Origin of the sequence: Gracilibacillus timonensis (genome assembly GCF_900086715.1) — a bacterium.
Taxonomy (GTDB): Bacteria; Bacillota; Bacilli; order Bacillales; family Amphibacillaceae; genus Gracilibacillus; species Gracilibacillus timonensis.
Map to the genome: position 1 here is coordinate 2,200,138 of NZ_FLKH01000012.1, position 17,667 is coordinate 2,217,804.

General features: G+C 41.6%; 18 protein-coding genes. 10 read left to right on the forward strand and 8 right to left on the reverse strand.

The annotated features are described in order from the left end of the window. Window positions 1-40: 40 nt before the first annotated feature. The 5 genes from BN6556_RS21340 to BN6556_RS21360 all read right to left on the reverse strand — a co-directional run bounded on the left by BN6556_RS21340 (window position 41) and on the right by BN6556_RS21360 (window position 6,277). Entirely contained in the window at window positions 41-862 is an 822-nt protein-coding gene (locus BN6556_RS21340; RefSeq protein WP_066196234.1) for a carbohydrate ABC transporter permease, read from the reverse strand. Window positions 863-872: 10 nt separating this feature from the next. After that, complete coding sequence (locus BN6556_RS21345) at window positions 873-1,754, reverse strand: carbohydrate ABC transporter permease (protein WP_130859082.1); 882 nt, start codon at window positions 1,752-1,754, stop codon at window positions 873-875. An 88-nt stretch (window positions 1,755-1,842) separates the two neighbouring features. Next, entirely contained in the window at window positions 1,843-3,096 is a 1,254-nt protein-coding gene (locus BN6556_RS21350) for an extracellular solute-binding protein (RefSeq protein ID WP_066196236.1), read from the reverse strand. Between the two features lie 624 nt (window positions 3,097-3,720). Continuing rightward, window positions 3,721-5,157 carry a sulfatase family protein gene (locus BN6556_RS21355; RefSeq protein WP_066196238.1) on the reverse strand — a complete coding sequence of 479 codons (1,437 nt, stop codon included), beginning with the start codon at window positions 5,155-5,157 and terminating at the stop codon, window positions 3,721-3,723. 13 nt (window positions 5,158-5,170) lie between these two features. Beyond that, a complete protein-coding gene (locus BN6556_RS21360) occupies window positions 5,171-6,277 on the reverse strand; it encodes a glycoside hydrolase family 172 protein (protein WP_066196241.1) in 1,107 nt (368 codons plus the stop codon). Window positions 6,278-6,692: 415 nt separating this feature from the next. Here BN6556_RS21360 and BN6556_RS21365 point away from each other — a divergent pair, with 415 nt between their 5' ends. The 5 genes from BN6556_RS21365 to BN6556_RS21380 all read left to right on the forward strand — a co-directional run bounded on the left by BN6556_RS21365 (window position 6,693) and on the right by BN6556_RS21380 (window position 10,751). Further along, window positions 6,693-7,709, forward strand: coding sequence for a LacI family DNA-binding transcriptional regulator (locus tag BN6556_RS21365; RefSeq protein ID WP_066196244.1), 1,017 nt, complete (start codon window positions 6,693-6,695; stop codon window positions 7,707-7,709). A gap of 5 nt (window positions 7,710-7,714) precedes the next feature. Continuing rightward, on the forward strand, window positions 7,715-8,416 hold the full coding sequence (locus tag BN6556_RS21370) for a carboxylesterase family protein (RefSeq protein WP_066196247.1): 702 nt from the start codon (window positions 7,715-7,717) through the stop codon (window positions 8,414-8,416). 59 nt (window positions 8,417-8,475) lie between these two features. Beyond that, window positions 8,476-9,945, forward strand: a complete 1,470-nt coding sequence (locus BN6556_RS21375) for a sulfatase family protein (RefSeq protein ID WP_066196250.1) — start codon at window positions 8,476-8,478, stop codon at window positions 9,943-9,945. Between the two features lie 50 nt (window positions 9,946-9,995). Further along, complete coding sequence (locus tag BN6556_RS22240; protein WP_161485739.1) at window positions 9,996-10,136, forward strand: hypothetical protein; 141 nt, start codon at window positions 9,996-9,998, stop codon at window positions 10,134-10,136. A 156-nt stretch (window positions 10,137-10,292) separates the two neighbouring features. Then, window positions 10,293-10,751 carry a TraR/DksA C4-type zinc finger protein gene (locus tag BN6556_RS21380; protein WP_066196252.1) on the forward strand — a complete coding sequence of 153 codons (459 nt, stop codon included), beginning with the start codon at window positions 10,293-10,295 and terminating at the stop codon, window positions 10,749-10,751. A gap of 57 nt (window positions 10,752-10,808) precedes the next feature. Here BN6556_RS21380 and BN6556_RS21385 read toward each other — a convergent pair whose 3' ends face one another. After that, window positions 10,809-12,059 carry an extracellular solute-binding protein gene (locus BN6556_RS21385; RefSeq protein WP_066196256.1) on the reverse strand — a complete coding sequence of 417 codons (1,251 nt, stop codon included), beginning with the start codon at window positions 12,057-12,059 and terminating at the stop codon, window positions 10,809-10,811. A gap of 298 nt (window positions 12,060-12,357) precedes the next feature. Here BN6556_RS21385 and cwlD point away from each other — a divergent pair, with 298 nt between their 5' ends. Together cwlD and BN6556_RS21395 are read left to right on the forward strand one after the other, a co-directional pair. Next, window positions 12,358-13,062: an N-acetylmuramoyl-L-alanine amidase CwlD gene (gene cwlD, locus BN6556_RS21390; RefSeq protein ID WP_066196259.1), complete on the forward strand. Its 705-nt coding sequence runs from the start codon at window positions 12,358-12,360 to the stop codon at window positions 13,060-13,062. 82 nt (window positions 13,063-13,144) lie between these two features. Further along, on the forward strand, window positions 13,145-14,191 hold the full coding sequence (locus tag BN6556_RS21395) for an Mrp/NBP35 family ATP-binding protein (protein WP_066196264.1): 1,047 nt from the start codon (window positions 13,145-13,147) through the stop codon (window positions 14,189-14,191). A 50-nt stretch (window positions 14,192-14,241) separates the two neighbouring features. Here BN6556_RS21395 and gerD read toward each other — a convergent pair whose 3' ends face one another. Then, window positions 14,242-14,895: a spore germination lipoprotein GerD gene (gerD, locus tag BN6556_RS21400; RefSeq protein ID WP_066196266.1), complete on the reverse strand. Its 654-nt coding sequence runs from the start codon at window positions 14,893-14,895 to the stop codon at window positions 14,242-14,244. Window positions 14,896-15,033: 138 nt separating this feature from the next. Here gerD and BN6556_RS21405 point away from each other — a divergent pair, with 138 nt between their 5' ends. Beyond that, complete coding sequence (locus BN6556_RS21405) at window positions 15,034-15,621, forward strand: KinB-signaling pathway activation protein (RefSeq protein ID WP_066196269.1); 588 nt, start codon at window positions 15,034-15,036, stop codon at window positions 15,619-15,621. A 76-nt stretch (window positions 15,622-15,697) separates the two neighbouring features. Here BN6556_RS21405 and BN6556_RS21410 read toward each other — a convergent pair whose 3' ends face one another. Then, entirely contained in the window at window positions 15,698-16,450 is a 753-nt protein-coding gene (locus tag BN6556_RS21410) for a polysaccharide deacetylase family protein (protein ID WP_066196274.1), read from the reverse strand. A 157-nt stretch (window positions 16,451-16,607) separates the two neighbouring features. Here BN6556_RS21410 and BN6556_RS21415 point away from each other — a divergent pair, with 157 nt between their 5' ends. Beyond that, the gene (locus BN6556_RS21415) at window positions 16,608-16,829 is read left to right on the forward strand and encodes a hypothetical protein (protein ID WP_066196277.1); all 222 of its coding nucleotides are present in this window, start codon (window positions 16,608-16,610) and stop codon (window positions 16,827-16,829) included. 117 nt (window positions 16,830-16,946) lie between these two features. Beyond that, window positions 16,947-17,069, forward strand: a complete 123-nt coding sequence (locus BN6556_RS22695) for a DUF7010 family protein (protein WP_262361332.1) — start codon at window positions 16,947-16,949, stop codon at window positions 17,067-17,069. Window positions 17,070-17,667 lie beyond the last annotated feature (598 nt).

Genomic DNA, 17,667 nt, shown 5'->3' on the forward strand with positions numbered 1-17,667 from the left:
GATAGGGCATGCAGGGATATAGTCTGCATGCCCAAGGATGTTACTTAATTCCAGATACATTGAATCCTTCGATAATGTATTTCTGGAAAATGGCAAACACAATCAAGATTGGAATAACCATGATGGATGAACCAGCCATTTGTAAGGCATAACTTGTCGTATTGGCATCTTTGAGCAAGGAAAGTCCAACCGATAAGGTGTAGAGTGATTCGTCATTAGCGATAATTAATGGCCAAATAAAGCTATTCCAAGAAGCGATAAAGGTTAAAATCGCTTGTACGGCAATGATTGGTTTTGCCAATGGAATAATTAGCCTGAAAAAGATTCGGAACTCTCCTGCGCCATCTAATCTCGCTGCCTCAATTAATCCATCGGGAATCGTCACCATGAATTGCCGTATGAGGAAAATATTAAAGGCGGCGATCAATCCAGGCAGGATAATACCAGACATCGTATTGGTTAAGTTCATGAAATTTAAGATTAAATAGGTTGGAATCATCGTTACCTGACCAGGAATCATCATGGTAACAAGCACAATCCCAAACCATATCTCTTTACCTTTAAAATCAAATTTACCAAAGCCATAGCCAGCCATCGTATTAAGGAGTAAACCTAGAAAGGAGAACAAGACGATAATGAGTGTGTTTACTAAGTAGACTCCAAAATTTAGTGATTCAAATAACTCAATGTAATGTGAAAATATCGTTGTTTCTGGAAAGAAGGTAGGTGGAATCGACACCACTTCGATTTCCTGCTTAAAGGAACTTAGAATCATCCAAATAAAAGGAACAGAAACAAGAATACTTCCAAGGACTAAAATCAAAATGACCATCGTTTTTTCAAAATTATTTTTTAATTCCATAGTTCCCACCTCATAGAGTGTCTTCTTTCTTACGAAGTTTGAATTGGATCATTGTTGCAATAATAATAATGGCAAACAGTACAAACGATGCCGCCGATCCATAAGCGAACTCATTGTATTGGAAACCTTCCTGATAAATAAAGAGGGCAATAGAATTGGTACCATTCAATGGACCACCCTCGGTCATGACGAAAGGCTCCTCGAAAAATTGGAACCAGCCGATTAAGGTTGTAACGACGACGAAAAAGGTAGCAAAACGCATCGAAGGCAGTGTGATCTTCGTTAATTTCTGCCATCTGTTGGCGCCATCAATATCAGCTGCTTCATAATACATTTTTGGAATGGATTGTAACGCAGCTAGGAATATCAACATACTAATGCCATTACTTTTCCACACGGCCATTAAGATAAGTGATAATTTTGCAATAGTAGGCTCTTCCAACCAGGGAATGGCATCGACATTGATTACCGAAAGTAAGTAATTAAACAAGCCATAGTTCTGGTTATATAAGAAGCTCCATATAACCGCAATAGCGACAATATTGGTTACAGAAGGCATGTAAAAAATCACCCGGAAAAAGGAAGAAAGCCCAGTGCTTATAAAATTAAGCAGTAACGCGATAACAAAAGAGCTTCCTACGGCCAAAGGGACGCCAATAATTACATAGACCAATGTGTTAACAATGGCTTGTCTAAATACACCATCCTGAAATAACTGCATGAAATTATCAAACCCGATAAACTCAATCTGTGACCAATCCGCTAAACCAGTCAGGTTAAGGTCGGTAAAGCTGATGACCAATGCCAGCAGGATCGGCAGAAAAGTAAAGACAAACAATAACAGTACCGCAGGACCAATGAAAATATAAGGAGCTATTTTTTTCATGTTCATAACGGTCCTCCTCTCTTAGTATCAAGTAAGGTCTAACAGGCTAAATAAGTTTACGGTTAGACCTTACTTTTAATGCGTTGCATACGAGTTAGTCTTCCAAGATACTTGCCGCTTCTTGGTAAAATTCTTCAACCGCGCCGTCTACATCTATCGCACCACGGGCGATCTTCTCCATCGTGTTTCCTAATTCTGCACCAAGCTGTTCGTATTCAGGGATACTTGGAGCTAATTGTGTCTTCTCCATCTGTTCTTCGAATACACTCAACATCTCATCATCTGCTAGAGCAGGGTCTTCCCAAGCTTCATTTACAGCTGGGAGGGAGTAAGAGGCTTCAAACCACTGAACTTGTGTTTCTGGTCGAGCCATATAATCAAGGAATTGCGCTGCTTTGTCTGCCTTATTGGAATTATGGAAGATAGCTAATTGCGTTCCTCCAATATAAGTGTCTCCATTTTCTGCGACGGGTAGTACTTTCACATTCCACTGACCTTCTAACTCTGGTACTTGTTCATTGATGAGATCTACCATATAAGGACCTGAAATGAACATTGGCAGGGAACCATCTTGTAAGCCGACCATTGGCTCTTTTCCTTGGTCTTGGACGGGTGCATAACCGTTTTCAAACATTTCTTGATATAATTCGAACATGGCCTTGAATTCAGGCTTTTTAAAGTTTTCTGCTCCGTCGGATTCCTCGAATGTCCAACCTTGACGAGCAGCGGCTGCGAACATCATATTAAAGTCTTTTTCAGGGATACCCATTCCAAATTGATCGTCACCACGTTCGCTTAATTGTTTTGCAGCATCAATCAAGTCTTCTTGTGTTTCCGGTCCGTTTGGATAGCCAACCTCATCTAATAAGTCACTTCGGTAATATAGCCCGTTCACTGCGACAAACCAAGGCATAGCTTGAATCTTATCATCAATTTTTACGGATTCCATCGCTGACTCATTAAAGTTTTCCTCTTGCAAATTTGGATAATCTTCATTGCCAAAGAATTCAGATAAGTCCATATATGTGTTGGATTCTGCAAACTCTGGAATCCAGCCAGCTGGTTCTTGTAATACGTCCGGTCCGTCACCCGATGCAACAGCGGTCAATAGTTTGTTTTTGGCGTTGTCCCACGGGAGGGATTGCACATCTACTTCAATACCTGTTTCTTCTTCAAAATCCTCTGCAATAACGGCTAGCTTTTCACCTTCTCCGCCCATTCCCCATACTTTTAATGGACCATCAGAATCTCCGGATGATGTGTCCGAATCATTAGACGAGCAAGCGCTTAATACCATAAGCACGCTTCCTATAAATAGTGCAAATAACATCCATTTCTTTTTAAACATGGTGCTTCCACTCCTTTTATTAATGAAATCGTTTAACAAGCTGAAAAAATAAATATCGAAACGTTTCAGTTAAAGTGTAAACAAAATCTCGTAAATTGTCAAAAAATATTTTTGGTTTTTTTCATCCTAATGATGATGGATATCGGTAAAACAGTGATTATAAAGGATTAATTCTTTTATTTTTAGTGTTAAATAATGAGAATAAGCCATTTCTTTTTAGTAGAAAATGAGTGCTTTGGTTGCGAAACGTTTCGATTAAAGCGTTACAAAATGGATTTAACACATGCTGGATTTTTGCCATTCAGTTTACAGTTATCTTGGTAAGCTGAAGCTTTACATTACATCGGAAATCCCTCCGATCTTGATTGTTTGGGTGTAGACATTCGCGACTCCAAAATGATGAAAAAAAGGTTTCGCGAATGTCGACTTATCCAATCGTTAACTACCCGCGAGCTCTAACTTCAAGCCGCCAGAAGTGGCAGGCTTGAAATTGAGTGGGGGCAAGAAGTGCTAAACATCTTGGTAAGTCTTGCTATCCATCGAGGGAGAAAGAATATTCCTGTTGATGAATAACAGTCTTACTGTATCGGCTAGTTTTCCATACCCGTTTTAACAAGAGATTAATCAATGATTGTTTTGCTTGGTTGCCTCTAAGTACTTTTGACGTAAATCTTCACGGCCTACTTCTCGGAGATTATCGGCCCATTGCTGCTCTTGGATATATTTGTATGGACCGCTCTCTACGATGAGAGGCAGCGGGTCTGGGGCTGAACCAGGCTGACCGACTTGTTCATGCCACCACTCCATTAATAAATGATCCAAATCTTTTACTATATCTGGTTGTGATGGCGCTAAATTGTTAGTCATATAAGGATCGTTCTTCATGTCGTATAACTCGACTGGTTCGAGTGGTACGACGCCGGGGTGATAGGTGCGCATCAACAGCCATTTATCTGTCCTGACCGAACGGCCGACACTGTATAAAGCATGATCCCAGACGAGAAATTCCCTTGGTGTATATGCTTCGCTATCAGAAATCAATCCAGCGAAAGAGCACCCATCCCACTTTTTGGGGACGCTAATTCCTAATAAGTCACAAATGGTTGCGATAAGGTCAACGTTGTAAACCAAGTCATGATATTCTTGGTTTACGGAAGTCTGACCAGGCCATTTGATAATCATCGGGATATGATGAACCGCCTCATCGGCACAGGTGTGGTCGCCGTATACGCTATGTTCACCCATGGCTTCCCCGTGGTCTGCGCTAATGATAATGGCGGTATCTTCCATGATTCCTAATTGTTCCAGTTTATCAAACAATAATCCGAGCTGATCGTCCAGATAACGAACTGCGCCATCGTAAGTATTCACAAACTGGATAAAGTCTTGCCTGTCTTGAATGCGGTCTGGTAAATAAGAAAAAGGGCTTTTATTACTGCCTGGGAACAACATTCTCGCACCATATGGGGCATAGCTATCCTGTTGTTTAGTTATTTCGGCTTCATCTGGCCAAGCTGGTGCAGCCTCTTTTTCAAACATCGTTGCATAGGATTCGGGCATCGTGTATTGGCGATGTGGATCCCAGAATTGAATATGCAAAAAGTAATCCTCTTCCTGGCCATGTTGGTCTAGCCATGGGAAAACGGCGTCGAGTACTTCGTCTGCATTTTCATCCCCTTTTTTCAAAGAGTGAGTATGGACCTCATTCCATCCTGCCATATACCAAAAAGCGTCATGGCGATCGGCAAAGGAGGAAAAAGTGGTTAATTTATATCCATTTTGCCGTAAAAGACGCATAAACATAGGTCTGTCAGGATCGCTTGTGTAGCGGAAGTCGCAGCCTGGTCCCCAATGTGTCATGACGCCAGAATGGATGCCGAATAGCCCGCTGGCAAAAGAAGCTCGTGATGGTACGCAAGGGGAGCTGGCACAGTATGCCTTGGAAAAGCGCGTTCCTTGTCTTGCGATTTGATCCATGTTTGGCGTGGTATTTCGGTGGTAACCGTATGCTCCCATATGATTGGGGCGCATTGAATCGATATCGATGTATAGTATGCGCATTAGTGTAACCTCCTTAGATATCAGAGCGTTTAAGATCTGTCCCTTCTTGTTCTTCTAGCAAGTCAGCCGAACGTTCCGTTTTGCTTGGTAAGGCTGGGAAAGGTGCTGTTGGGAGTGATTGGTACCAATAAGCAGTACTGCAATAGTCATCGCTCAAGTCGAAATAGGCGAAGTCATTATCGCTCGGTGGGCCAGCTGCACGATAACCACGATATTCCTCGCCGAAATGTTCTTTGGCCTTGCCGCTGGATCCATAGGCGATCTGCTGCACGGTCACCTTCAAATCTTCTTGGAAATAAATAGGGTCCGTTACATGAAAACGATAAATCGAATATAATCCCGTGTTTTCATCGGCAAGAGGGACGCCTTGATAAGGAGTGATAATTTCTTCAAGTCCCCATGCTGATCCGATGTAATCTTCTGTCCCTGTCCCACAGATGGTTGGGTATTTTCCATCTCCATCGAGGAAAAATTTCAATTCGCCTTCGCCCCACCAAGCATCGCGGTATAAGGAGCGGACGCCCAGTACTGTTCCTAAGTAAACTCCTTTTCCTTGTACTCCGTCGATAATGGTATAGTCTTCGTGGAGTGGGTTAGGATTGGCTCGACGGAATTGGGCGTGGAAATAACCGTCATCCTCTTCCACTTGGTCGCCTAGCGTAAAATCAACTTGATAAAAAAATAGGTCAACATCGCGCGTGGCATCATTCTCTATCGTTATGCGAGCGTGCTTTTGGAATGGCATGGGTATCCAGCAATTAAAGCCTTTTCCATCCTGCATCGTGACACAGCTGGATAATATATTTCGTTGGCGGCCGTGAGCAATTCCAAAGAAATCCCCTAGTGGCACTTCTACACTTGCCTGATCTTGGTGATCCCAATACATACGGATAATCACATTTCGCATATGATCGATCGACCCGGGTGGGAGGGTGCACCAGATATGACGTACCATTCCAGGGCCGTCTGTATCTAATAAGGTATAGGTTTCTCCTTGTTTCAATGGGCTGATACAAGGAGAGCCCTTTCGTCCACCTCCAGCTTTTCCACCCGCACCAGCCTCTGCATTTTTATTTTCAGCCGTTGCTGCTCTGCTTTTCAGGTTTTTTAATTTATACATGATTTCGTATGCCTCCTTTGATAAAATAGGTGATAAATACATCGCTTACAAAAAGAAAAATAAGAAACGTTTCGACACAGTTTCATCCTATAACATAAGTTGTTTCCTGTCAAAAATAAGAGGATGTGAAATACTTTCATTTACTTTATATAATGCATAATTTTCAAGGTAGTGTTATAATGGAAAATAGAGTAACTGTTGTTGGATAAGAAGCTAGTTAACTATTTCTGAAAATCAAATAGAGGATATTTATCAAAACGTTTCAACAAACGGTTTGAATCTTAAAAATAGTCCGGTGCAATCGATAGAAGGATGTTCTCTATAGGTGAGGGCTGCTTGGTGTGACGTATACATATTTACTGAAGAATGTTGATGGTGATCTTTTTCGATATATAACATGGTTGGGGGAAATATTATGGCGACAATCAAAGATGTAGCAAGAGTGGCAGGAGTAGCAGTATCCACTGCCTCCTATGCCCTCAATAATAATGGCCGGGTAAGTCAGAAGACCAAGCAAAAGGTAGAAGAAGCGGCCAAACAATTGAATTATAGAAAGAATGGTATCGCGTCCGATCTAAAGCGCACGAAGACGAATACCATCGCGCTTATTCTGAGTGACCTATCTGGGCCGTTTTATTCGGAGTTGATTAAAGGAGTTCAGGATATTACCACAGCAAATGGTTATGACCTGATCGCTTGTAGTTCCATTGGAGGAAAACAGTCCACTGCCGTAAAATTTTTGATGGAGAAACGGGTGGATGGTGCGATTATTCTTGCTAATAACATTAGTGACAAGATAACTTTACAAGCTTCACAAGGTGGTCTGCCGTTAGTTGTGCTGGATCGAAATGTGCAAGGAGAGCATGTCTATCATGTGGAAGTAGACAACGAAGACGGTGGTTTTAAGGCGACGGAGTTTTTGATTAATAAGGGACACCGACAAATCTCTTATATTGGCGGTCCTGTCGATTCTTACGATAACAAGAAACGATTAATCGGTTATCAAAAAGCGCTTAGGAAAAATAATCTGTTCGAGCATTCCAAATGGAATTTGCAAGGAGATTTTACGAGGGAAGGCGGTTATCGTGCTACCAAGCTTCTGATTGCTCAAGGGGAATTGCCATCGGCTATTTTCTATGGTAATGATGAGATGGCAATTGGAGGAATGCAGGCATTTAAAGAAAATCAAATTCGAGTGCCTGAGGATATTTCGATCATTGGTTTTGATGATATTCAATTAGCGGAATTTGTTACACCGTCTTTAACCACCATCAAACAGCCAAAATATGAGGTAGGTGCCTTGTCTGTTCATCTTATCTTTCAATTGTTGGAAGGGAAACAGATTAATGAACAGTATAAGCTACCCACTGAGTTAGTGGTTAGGGAATCCGTCGTACTTGCCCAAGAAAGACAATCTATAGGAAGTAGGTGATGTAAATGCTTGCGGAGAAAGTATTCATTCAGGAAGATAAGAAATTGCCTTATTTATTTCACGCGCCGGAACAGGTTTTACAGGGAGAGCAGGGGGAATGGCCGCTTGTCTTATTTTTACATGGCGCAGGCGAGCGTGGTGATAACTTAGAAATGGTAACTTATCATGGTTTTGCGAGTAAAATGACTGAGCCCGAGAATCAAGACGCTCCGTTTATTTTTGTAGCTCCACAATGTGGGGAGGATGCTTACTGGACAGAAGAATTATCAGTCCTCAGCGGCTTATTAGATGAAATGATAGCGCATTATCCGGTGGATGAGCAACGTATCTATTTAACAGGCTTAAGTATGGGAGCGATCGGAGCTTGGAATCTTGCTTTGCAGCAACCAGAGCGTTTTGCGGCAATGGTGCCCGTCTGTGGTGCGCTTCGGTTACCAGAACATCGTGCGGAAGAGTTTCCGCAAACATTTTCTAAAAAAGATATACCGCAACAGTTGGAAAAACTGCAAGATTTACCAATTTGGGCCTTTCACGGTGAAGAAGATGATGTCGTTCCTGTAGAAGAAACAACGACGATGATAGATTATTTAAAGCGTTTTAATAACCAGGTACAGTTAACGGTCTACCCGGGGGTAGGGCATGACTCGTGGGTTCCGGCCTTCCAAGAGAAACGCCTGTATACGTGGTTATTCAGGCAGCATACATAGTAAAGGATCATCCATGTGTAACACATGATCACTATAAAAAGACGAAAGGAAGGAAGATAATGAGAGTATTGTTGTTGGATTTAGATTCCACTAGGCCAGATCATATGGGGTGTTACGGTTATCACCGTAACACGACTCCGAATATTGACAAAATAGCAGAAGAAGGGGTTCGCTTTACCAATTATTATACGACCGATGCGCCTTGTGCTCCTTCGCGTAATGCGTTGATGACCGGACGGTTTGGGATACATACTGGTAACATTGGTCATGGTGGGACAGCAGGTGATATGCGATTGGAAGGAGAAAACCGTGAATTTCATGATCTTCTGAAAACGGATAGCTTGCCAACCGTCTTTCGTCAAGAAGGAATGAAGACGGCTTTGGTCAGTCCTTTTGCTGAAAGACATTCCTCTTGGCAGTTTTATGCTGGTTTTAACGAAATGTACAACACTGGAAAGACGGGCGATGAGTCGGCAGAAGAAGTGACGCCGACCGTGCTGGATTGGTTAGATCGTCACGAAGATCAAGATGATTGGTTTTTGTATGTGAATTATTGGGATCCGCATACCCCGTATCGTGCGCCTGAATCATTTGGCGATCCTTTTAAAGAGGAACCACTGCCTGAATGGATTACAGATGAGGTGCTGGCAGAGCATTTAGAAAGTATTGGCCCGCACTCGGCCCGTGAGATTAATATGTATGATAATAGTGAACGGCCGAGCTTTCCGCGTCAGCCAGGTGAAATAACGGATAGACAAGGCTTGCGACGTGTGATAGATGGTTATGACACAGGTCTTCATTTTCTCGATCAACACATTGGTCAGTTATTTGCCAAACTGGAAGAACAAGGTTTATTAGAAGAAACCATCATTATTATCACGGCCGATCATGGTGAGAATCTTGGGGAGCTTGGTATCTATGCGGAGCATGGTACAGCCGATCAAATGACTTGTCGTTTGCCGATGATTATTCGGTGGCCGGGTATGCAAGCGGGTCATGTAGATGAAGACTTGCATTATCATTTAGACCTTGGTCCTACCTTGGCTGAACTGTTCCAACAAAAACCTCGTGCCTCATGGGATGGTCAAAGTTATGCGACGGTGTTAAAGAACGGGGAGCGAGCTGGCAGGGATTACCTCGTGTTCTCCCAGAATGCTCATGTTTGCCAGCGAAGTGTTCGTTTCGACGATTGGTTATATATCCGTACGTATCATGATGGCTTTCACTTATTTGATAAGGAAATGCTCTTTAACTTAGCGGACGATCCTTACGAGCAAGTTAACCTTGCTGAAGAGAAACGGGATATCTGTAAAGAAGCGGTCTATCTCTTGAACGAGTGGCATGATGAGATGATGACCACGATGAAGTATGATGTAGACCCGATGTGGACGGTTATCAAGGAAGGTGGCCCGTATCACGCAAAACCAGAGAATCTACAAAGGTATTTAAAACACTTAAGAAAAACAGGAAGAGAAGAAGGTGCAAGAAAGCTGGAGGAGAAATATGCAGCTGAACTAGCAAAATTATAATGATTAAAAGGGACATTCGTCTGGCTGGGCGGTGTCTCTTTTTTTGAGGGATGAGTAGAGTCGTGATGACGGGCGGAATGGAGTGGGATTCGAGGGGAGTGGTCATCCTATTTGTCGAAATGACGGCCAAAAAAGAGAAGAATCCCCGGAAAATGGCCGTCATTTTAAGAGTGACGGCCAAAAAAGAGTAAAATTAACAGGAGATGGCCGTCATAATATGACACGTTGAAAGAAGATCTAGTTTTGGCTGGCTGGTTCAACAAATCAGTTTTCCTTATAATAACAGAGAATGATTCGGTCGAAGCTGTATACAATATAAGTATTAATGGAAATAAGGAGAGAGCGAGTTGGATATAGCGAAACTACAACAACAGCTTATAGACCGGCAAGAACAATTAATTGAAAGGAAAAGACGTGGCATGGAAAGTACGTACGAATTCAGCCAGGAACTATCCGATTACGACAACCATCCAGCTGATACAGGAAGTGAACTGTTTGACAAGGAAAAGGATAGTGCGCTGCAACGACATATTGAGCAAGAACTATCCGATATTAATGAGGCTCTTCACGCAATGGAAGAAGGTACTTATGGCATTTGTAAGGTCTGTGGGGAACCTATTGCTAGTGAAAGGTTAGAGGCCCTTCCGACAGCCGATTGTTGTGTGGAGCATGCCAAAGAAAGGCCGCCTGCCACAGATACACCCACACGAATCACCAAAACAGTTGGTGATGATGGAGAAAATAGCTGGGAGGATGTAAGCCAATACGGCACATCCAGCAATTCACCTTGGTTTGATGAACAATAATGAAAAACCCCCGAATTCTCCGAGAGTTCAGGGGTTTCTTGTTGATGAGCCTTTGCCTTAATCAGATAAGATATCGGACGCTGATTGGTAATATTCCTCCATTACCGTATCTACGTCTGCTGTACCACGAATAAGTTTCTCCATCGAGTTGACCAGTTGCTCACCGAGTTGTTCGTATTCCGGAATGTTTGGGGGTAATTGGGTATGCTCCATTTGTTCTTGAAAAACCGTTAACATCTCGTCTTCGGCAAGAATTGGATCTTCCCATGCTTCATTAACTGCGGGAAGCGAATTAGACGCTTCGTACCATTTGACTTGCGTTTCTGGATCGGCCATATAATTCAGGAACTGTGCGGCTTTATCTGCTTTATTCGTATTATGAAAAATCGCTAATTGGGTTCCGCCGATAAAATTATCTCCATTTTCCGCTGTAGGTACTACCCGTACATTCCATTGACCATCAATGTCGGGTGCTTGTTCTTGAAGCAGACTGACCATATATGGGCCAGAAAAAAACATAGGATTGGAGCCATCTGCTAATGCCTGCATTGGTTCTTTTCCTTGATCTTGCACCGAGCTTAAGCCGTTTTGAAAGATTTCTTGATAAAGTTCTATCATCTTTCTGAATTCTGGTTTTTTGAAGTTTTCTGCTCCTTTATCATTTTCGTAAGTCCAACCTTGGCGGATGGCAAACGTAAACATTAAATTAAAATCTTCAGGCGGGATGCCAAGACCGAATTGATCATCGCCTCTTTCGCTTAATGATTGGGCCAGTGTTAACATTTCTTCCTGTGTTTCCGGACCATTTGGAGATCCCTCTTCTTCTAAGATGTCCGTACGATAAAATAAGGCATTTACGGCGACGAACCAGGGCATTGCTTGTATTTTTCCGTCAAGCTCTACCGATTTCATTGCTGATTCGTTAAAATTTTCTTTTTTGAGGTTAGGGTAGTCCTCGTTTCCAAAGTAGTCAGATAAATCCAGATAGGTATTAGACTCTGCAAACTGCGGTACCCAGGTGGACGGCTCTTGCAAGATATCCGGGCCTTTTTTTGAAGCGACAGCAGTGAGTAGCTTATCTTTAGCATTATCCCATGGCAAGGCTTGTACATCTACCTGGATACCGGTTTCTTCTTCAAAGTCTTCGGCGATAACTGCTAACTTCTTACCTTCTTCCCCCATACCCCATACTTTTAAAGGTCCATCTTCTCCGCTTGTTGAGGTGTCTCCATCATCTGAACCGCAAGCGCTTACAAATAGAACGGTGATGATGGTTAGTGCAAACCAAATAATTCTGTGTTTTAACATGAAAAGCCCTCCCTTTTTAATCGCTTACATTTGATAGTAGCATATCGAAACGTTTCGCTTTTTAGTATAAACGATGCGTTTCGTCTTGTCAAAGTATTTTTTGGTGATTAAGTTGTAATATCAAGGTGTAGTGTGGTTTTAAAAAGGGAAATTACGTCTCGAAAAAATGCTGAATGCTATCGAAATGTTTCGATTTTGCTCTACGGACGGGGGAGGGCATAATCGCCAAGCATAAATCTCTCGCTTGTCCCATATAGTATATAGCAAACCATGAAGCGCTGTGAAAGGGGAAAAGCGAATGTCAAAAACCTTGAAGGTAATGTTTTGGCTGATGGGTCTCTTTCTGTTAATTATTCTTGTCCAATATCCGATACAGCAGGCGACGGACTCATGGCAGACGTGGTCACTTCCGCTTGCTGGTCAAACGATTGTGTTAGATCCTGGTCACGGTGGAGCAGATGGCGGGGCAGAAGGATCGGATGGAACACAAGAGAAAGAGATTGCTTTAGCTGTCAGTCATCAATTGCAAGATTATCTACAACAAGCAGGGGCGATCGTCTATTTAACAAGGGAAGGGGATTATGATTTGGCGGAAGAAGGTACGACGAGCTTATCTCGCCGGAAAACAGAGGATATTCATCAACGGGTGGCTTTTATTAAGGAGAACGAAGCGGATCTCTTTCTTAGTATCCATTTGAATGCATTACCAGCTAAACAATGGCGAGGGGCACAGGTCTTCTTTTATCCTGGAAAGGAACAGAATGAAGTACTGGCGAAGTCAATTCAATCAACGATTCGTCACCATTTAGAAAATACAACACGGGAGGCATTAGCGATTGAGCATATCTATTTGCTACAACATGCTGAGGCAATCGGAGCACTAGTAGAGATTGGCTTCTTATCCAATGAAGAGGAACGGGCATTGCTTACTTCTCCTGACTATCAACAAAAAATGGCAGCAAGTATTTACCAAGGTATTCTGCAATTTGCCGCCGCTAAATAACAAGCCTCTTTGCTGAAGGAAGCGCTGCTTTATGTTATACTATCAAATAGAATGTTACAGCTTATAAATGAGGTGACGGATAGTGATAACAGAACAAAGTGTCATGGAACTTCTGGAAACAATGAAGGATCCATTTTTACATAAGACATTCAAAGAAACGGAAGGAATTGAAGACGTTTCCGTTAAAACCGACAAAAATCATGTCAGTGTGAAATTGGCAATCGCTAAGACCAACACAGCGGAGCAAATGCAGCTTCAGCAGGAATTGGTAGGGAAGATTAAGCAATTAGGGGCGGCGACAGTAGGACTTAGGTTCACTCAGCTCCCGGATGAAGTAATTGAAAAGTATCAGCCAGCAGAGGAAAAAGATACATCTATTCTTGGCAAAAATTCAAAGACAAACTTCCTGGCCATTGCCAGTGGTAAAGGTGGTGTGGGTAAATCCACCGTTACGGTCAATATCGCAGTAGCATTGGCACGCTTAGGCAAGAAGGTAGGTATTATTGATGCGGATATTTATGGTTTTAGTGTTCCGGATATGATGGGTGTCGAGGAACGCCCGAAATTGAATGGAAATAAAATTATCCCGGTAGAGCGCTTTGGTGTCAAGGTAATGTCGATGGGCTTTTTTGTTGAGGATAATTCTCCAGTTATATGGCGTGGTCCACGTTTAGGGAAAATGCTGACAAGCTTTTTTAAAGAAGTGGAGTGGGGAGAACTTGATTTTCTTTTATTAGACTTGCCCCCGGGTACAGGAGATGTGGCGCTTGACGTGCACAATATGATTCCATCTTCTAAGGAACTGATCGTGACCACTCCTCATCCAACCGCGGCATTTGTAGCGGCACGTGCTGGGCAAATGGCGATTAATACCGATCACGAGATTCTCGGTATTTTGGAAAATATGGCCTATTTCCAAAGCCAGGTCACCGGAGAGAAGGAGTATGTCTTTGGTAAAGGAGGAGGCGATAAGCTGGCGGAAACACTAGAAACTAAAGTGATCGGCCGTCTGTCCTTGCAGCAGCCTTATCAGGAAAAGGATGTCTTTGCCCCTTCGATTTATCAGGAAGATCATCCAAATGGGAAAGAATATATTGAAGTAGCCAAACAGATAATAAAACAGTTTTGAATAGCGAGTTGTTATACGCAACCTAAGGTGTTTGCCTTAGGTTGTGTACTTTATCCTCCGGCGCTGTTCTCGATTTCTTCTTTATCCTGTTCGTTGTGTCCTTCTTCTTCCTCCGATTTTCCAGCTACTCCCTCATCATTTTCTCCTCCACCGCCCCCGCCCGATTGCGAGTTTTGAGAAGATTGAGCTATGAGTTCTGCCATTCGTGCTTGGAAGGCGGGTGACTGCAGGGTTTCGTCTACTACTTTTTCAAGGTGTTCCCGAAATTGCTGACTGGTTAATAAGGTGAGTGTTTGCTTTTCCATTTCAGGATCACTCAAAATTTCCATCATTTTCTTCTGGTAATTTGAGTCACTCATTAAATTTTGGGTTACTTCCGTTTGTTTTTCTTGTAAGGTTGTGGCAAATGATTCAATAAACGTCGGATCTTGAAACAGTTTGGTCCAAAACTGTTTTCCTTCTTCAGAGGATAAGGCTTCGGTGACGGCTTCTTTGACGACTTTTGTTTCAATAACATAGGATTGCTGCATATCATCGGCGGCCAATACCTCATTGATGGCCTGCTTGCCTTCCTCTGTTTTTAGGATATCTGTCACCATTCGCTTGACGCCTTCATAATCATTTCTCTCCTGCGCTTCTGTATCGGAGCCCCCGCAGCCTGCTAATATGGTAAGAATGAGTAATATATAAATGAATCGGTACATGGATTACCGCTACCTTTCTTAAAAATAATCTGTATTTATAATATGGAGTCATTTATAATGAATTATGTATGGCAAGAGAAAAAAACTAAAAGACGTGTTAAACTATGCATAGAGTGATCAATGTAGGGGGATATTGTTTTGAAAAGTCGTAATGTGGTGAGATTATTTTTTACTACCTTGTTATTAGGTGGCGTTTCCACACTAATTGTTAGTTTTTTCGTGAAATCTGCAGTATATGCAGAATACATAAGTCCATTTGATTGGTTTGAGGTATTGGGTTTGTTTATCTTTTTTGCGGCGCTTGGTTTTGTATTTAGTCTGATCAGTCAGATGGGTTTTTTTGCTTATTTGACAGTAAACCAGTTTGCATTAGGTCTGTTCCGCAGCTATTGGCCGATTGTTCAAATAGGATTGATTGCTTTTGCTTTGTTTGATCTGGTTTACTTCCGTTATCGAAGTGTTGAAAATGGCAGCTTGTGGATGTTTGTACTGACGGCCATTGCACTGCTTATCTACGGTTTGATAATCGCCTGGATCAAGGCGAAAGAAACACAGCGCCGGGCATTTATACCAGCTCTGTTTTTTATGATTGTGATTACTTCGATTGAGTGGGTACCAGGGTTAAGAACCAGTAATGGCGATTACGCGTGGCTCATGATTGTACCTTTGGTGTTGTGCAATACCTATCAATTATTAATATTACATCGTTTAACGGAAAAGGAATAGACCATCGCGTCTATTCCTTTTCTATACAATGAAATAAAAGTTAAACGAAAGCAATTTCTTGAAGCGAAGCAACTTTTTACTCTAATATTTCCTGTTTGGTTTCTGCCTGACTGATTAATTCAGAAATAGTGACAAGCGATTGATTGCTCTTGATTTCAGGCAGAACAAGTTCCAGTGCTTGTTCGGTTTGTTTGACGCTATCAGAGGCGTGTAACAGAATAATATCGCCATTCGCAACATTCTCCAGAATATCTTCGGCAATTTTTTTCGTGCCGGGATTGGTCCAATCATTAGGGTTCAAGCTCCAATGCACGACTTTGAGGCCTTGCTGCTCTGCTAAGGAAATGATTTCTTCATTGAGGTGTCCGTTAGGTGCACGAAGTAGATAAGTATCGTCCAACCCCAATTTTTGAAAAACATCTTTTGCCTTGAGGATATCTTTTTGCACGTCTGCTGTCTCCATTTCGGTATAAGACGCATATTCGTAGCCTAACATGCCGATTTCATGTTGGCCTTCTGTGATTTTCTCTACGATGTCAGGATGTCGCTCTGCCCATTCACCACTAAGAAAAAAAGTAGCCGTCACGTCCTCTTTTTTCAATCTTTCTAAAATAGGGAGTGCTTGTTCATCCCCATGACTGATGTTAAATGTCAAAGCGATGGCGTTATTTTCTTCACTACCAGTTTGTAATGCCCTAGGCTCTTCTTTGCTTGAGAAGACCATGGATGTATAATTAGATTCCAGAAATAAAAACAATGCAATGAAAAAGGAAATAGGCAGGATTAATAATAATGTCTTCCTTATACTAATAATATATAAACGTCTCAATTCACTTTTCCTCCTTTGACGTGCTGGCTTGTCCTATCCTATGCATGGAGACACGCTGATATGTTGTCTAATTATGTTTGAAATGGTTGAAAAAAAGGAATAAGAGATAAAACGTTGGGTAGTTTATTACATAAAGTAAATAGTAGGAGTGAAGCCTATGTTAGGTTTATTGATTAATGAAAAGGAACAACAAGAGTTGCAATATATTATTAAGCGCGAGCTGGAAGAGTTGCTGTTGGATTTAGGTGATTCGCGTATTGATAACATCGTGAAGCAATCGATGCGGGAACGATATAAGGCGATTTTTCAGCTGTATACACGTGTAGCAAATAAAGAGGAAATTCAGAAATATATTCCTCAAAAAATGAAAATTGAATAAACGCCATTTTGACACTATATCTGATGGGATATAGTTTTTATTTTGTTTCGATGAAGAGAAAATAGAAAAATGCTTTGTTTGTCTTTGTGTACATACAAAGAAGTAGGGGCGTTCTTATTGAAACTGAATGAAGTAAGGAAGGAAACATCCATCAAAGCGAAGAATGGGATTGGTTTTTTATTAGCAGCTATTGTTATTTGGACGATTATTACCGTTATTTTTTTACTATTGAACTTATAAATGTAACAAAAACGTGTGACAAGCAGCATTATTTCATTCAACTTATATAGATGAAAGGTCAACTGATAATGAAGATCTGCTAGGGGTGGAGGTATTGCAGGTAGCTAGTGTATTTACTGGTGACTTTGTTTGCTTAGATTTTATAACAGATTGTTCGATCCACCTGTTTGTATATGGTTTCATGAAAAATCCAATGAGTTTGAACCTGTTGCGTATTGTGTGGCAGATAATTTTGCTATTTTTTTAAGATGCTTGATATAGAAACGAAGAGAATCCACATTTCAAAAAGTAATGTTACTTTTTGAAAAAACTTTAAAAAAACTATTGCTCAGTTGTTGTGATTATGGTATATTATTTCTTGTCGTCATTTGAGCGGCGAAATATTACAAACATATTAAAAAGCTGAAAATAAGGTATTGACTTCTTAATTTCAACATGATATATTATATTTCGTTGTAAAAACGACAACGTAACATTGATCATTGAAAACTGAACAAAACAACCAGTATGTGTAAGAAGAAAAGCAAAAAGCTAGCTTGTCAAAAGCGAGCACAAGTACAAACTATATTGAGAGTTTGATCTTGGCTCAGGACGAACG

Coding starts and splice junctions, on each gene's coding strand:
- BN6556_RS21355 (WP_066196238.1), bottom strand. CDS start 5,157: ATGCGCATACTATACATCGATATCGATTCAATGCGCCCCAATCATATG.
- BN6556_RS21385 (WP_066196256.1), bottom strand. CDS start 12,059: ATGTTAAAACACAGAATTATTTGGTTTGCACTAACCATCATCACCGTT.
- BN6556_RS21350 (WP_066196236.1), bottom strand. CDS start 3,096: ATGTTTAAAAAGAAATGGATGTTATTTGCACTATTTATAGGAAGCGTG.
- BN6556_RS21375 (WP_066196250.1), top strand. CDS start 8,476: ATGAGAGTATTGTTGTTGGATTTAGATTCCACTAGGCCAGATCATATG.
- BN6556_RS22240 (WP_161485739.1), top strand. CDS start 9,996: ATGAGTAGAGTCGTGATGACGGGCGGAATGGAGTGGGATTCGAGGGGA.
- BN6556_RS21370 (WP_066196247.1), top strand. CDS start 7,715: ATGCTTGCGGAGAAAGTATTCATTCAGGAAGATAAGAAATTGCCTTAT.
- gerD (WP_066196266.1), bottom strand. CDS start 14,895: ATGTACCGATTCATTTATATATTACTCATTCTTACCATATTAGCAGGC.
- BN6556_RS21345 (WP_130859082.1), bottom strand. CDS start 1,754: ATGAACATGAAAAAAATAGCTCCTTATATTTTCATTGGTCCTGCGGTA.
- BN6556_RS21340 (WP_066196234.1), bottom strand. CDS start 862: ATGGAATTAAAAAATAATTTTGAAAAAACGATGGTCATTTTGATTTTA.
- BN6556_RS21415 (WP_066196277.1), top strand. CDS start 16,608: ATGTTAGGTTTATTGATTAATGAAAAGGAACAACAAGAGTTGCAATAT.
- BN6556_RS21365 (WP_066196244.1), top strand. CDS start 6,693: ATGGCGACAATCAAAGATGTAGCAAGAGTGGCAGGAGTAGCAGTATCC.
- BN6556_RS21360 (WP_066196241.1), bottom strand. CDS start 6,277: ATGTATAAATTAAAAAACCTGAAAAGCAGAGCAGCAACGGCTGAAAAT.
- cwlD (WP_066196259.1), top strand. CDS start 12,358: ATGTCAAAAACCTTGAAGGTAATGTTTTGGCTGATGGGTCTCTTTCTG.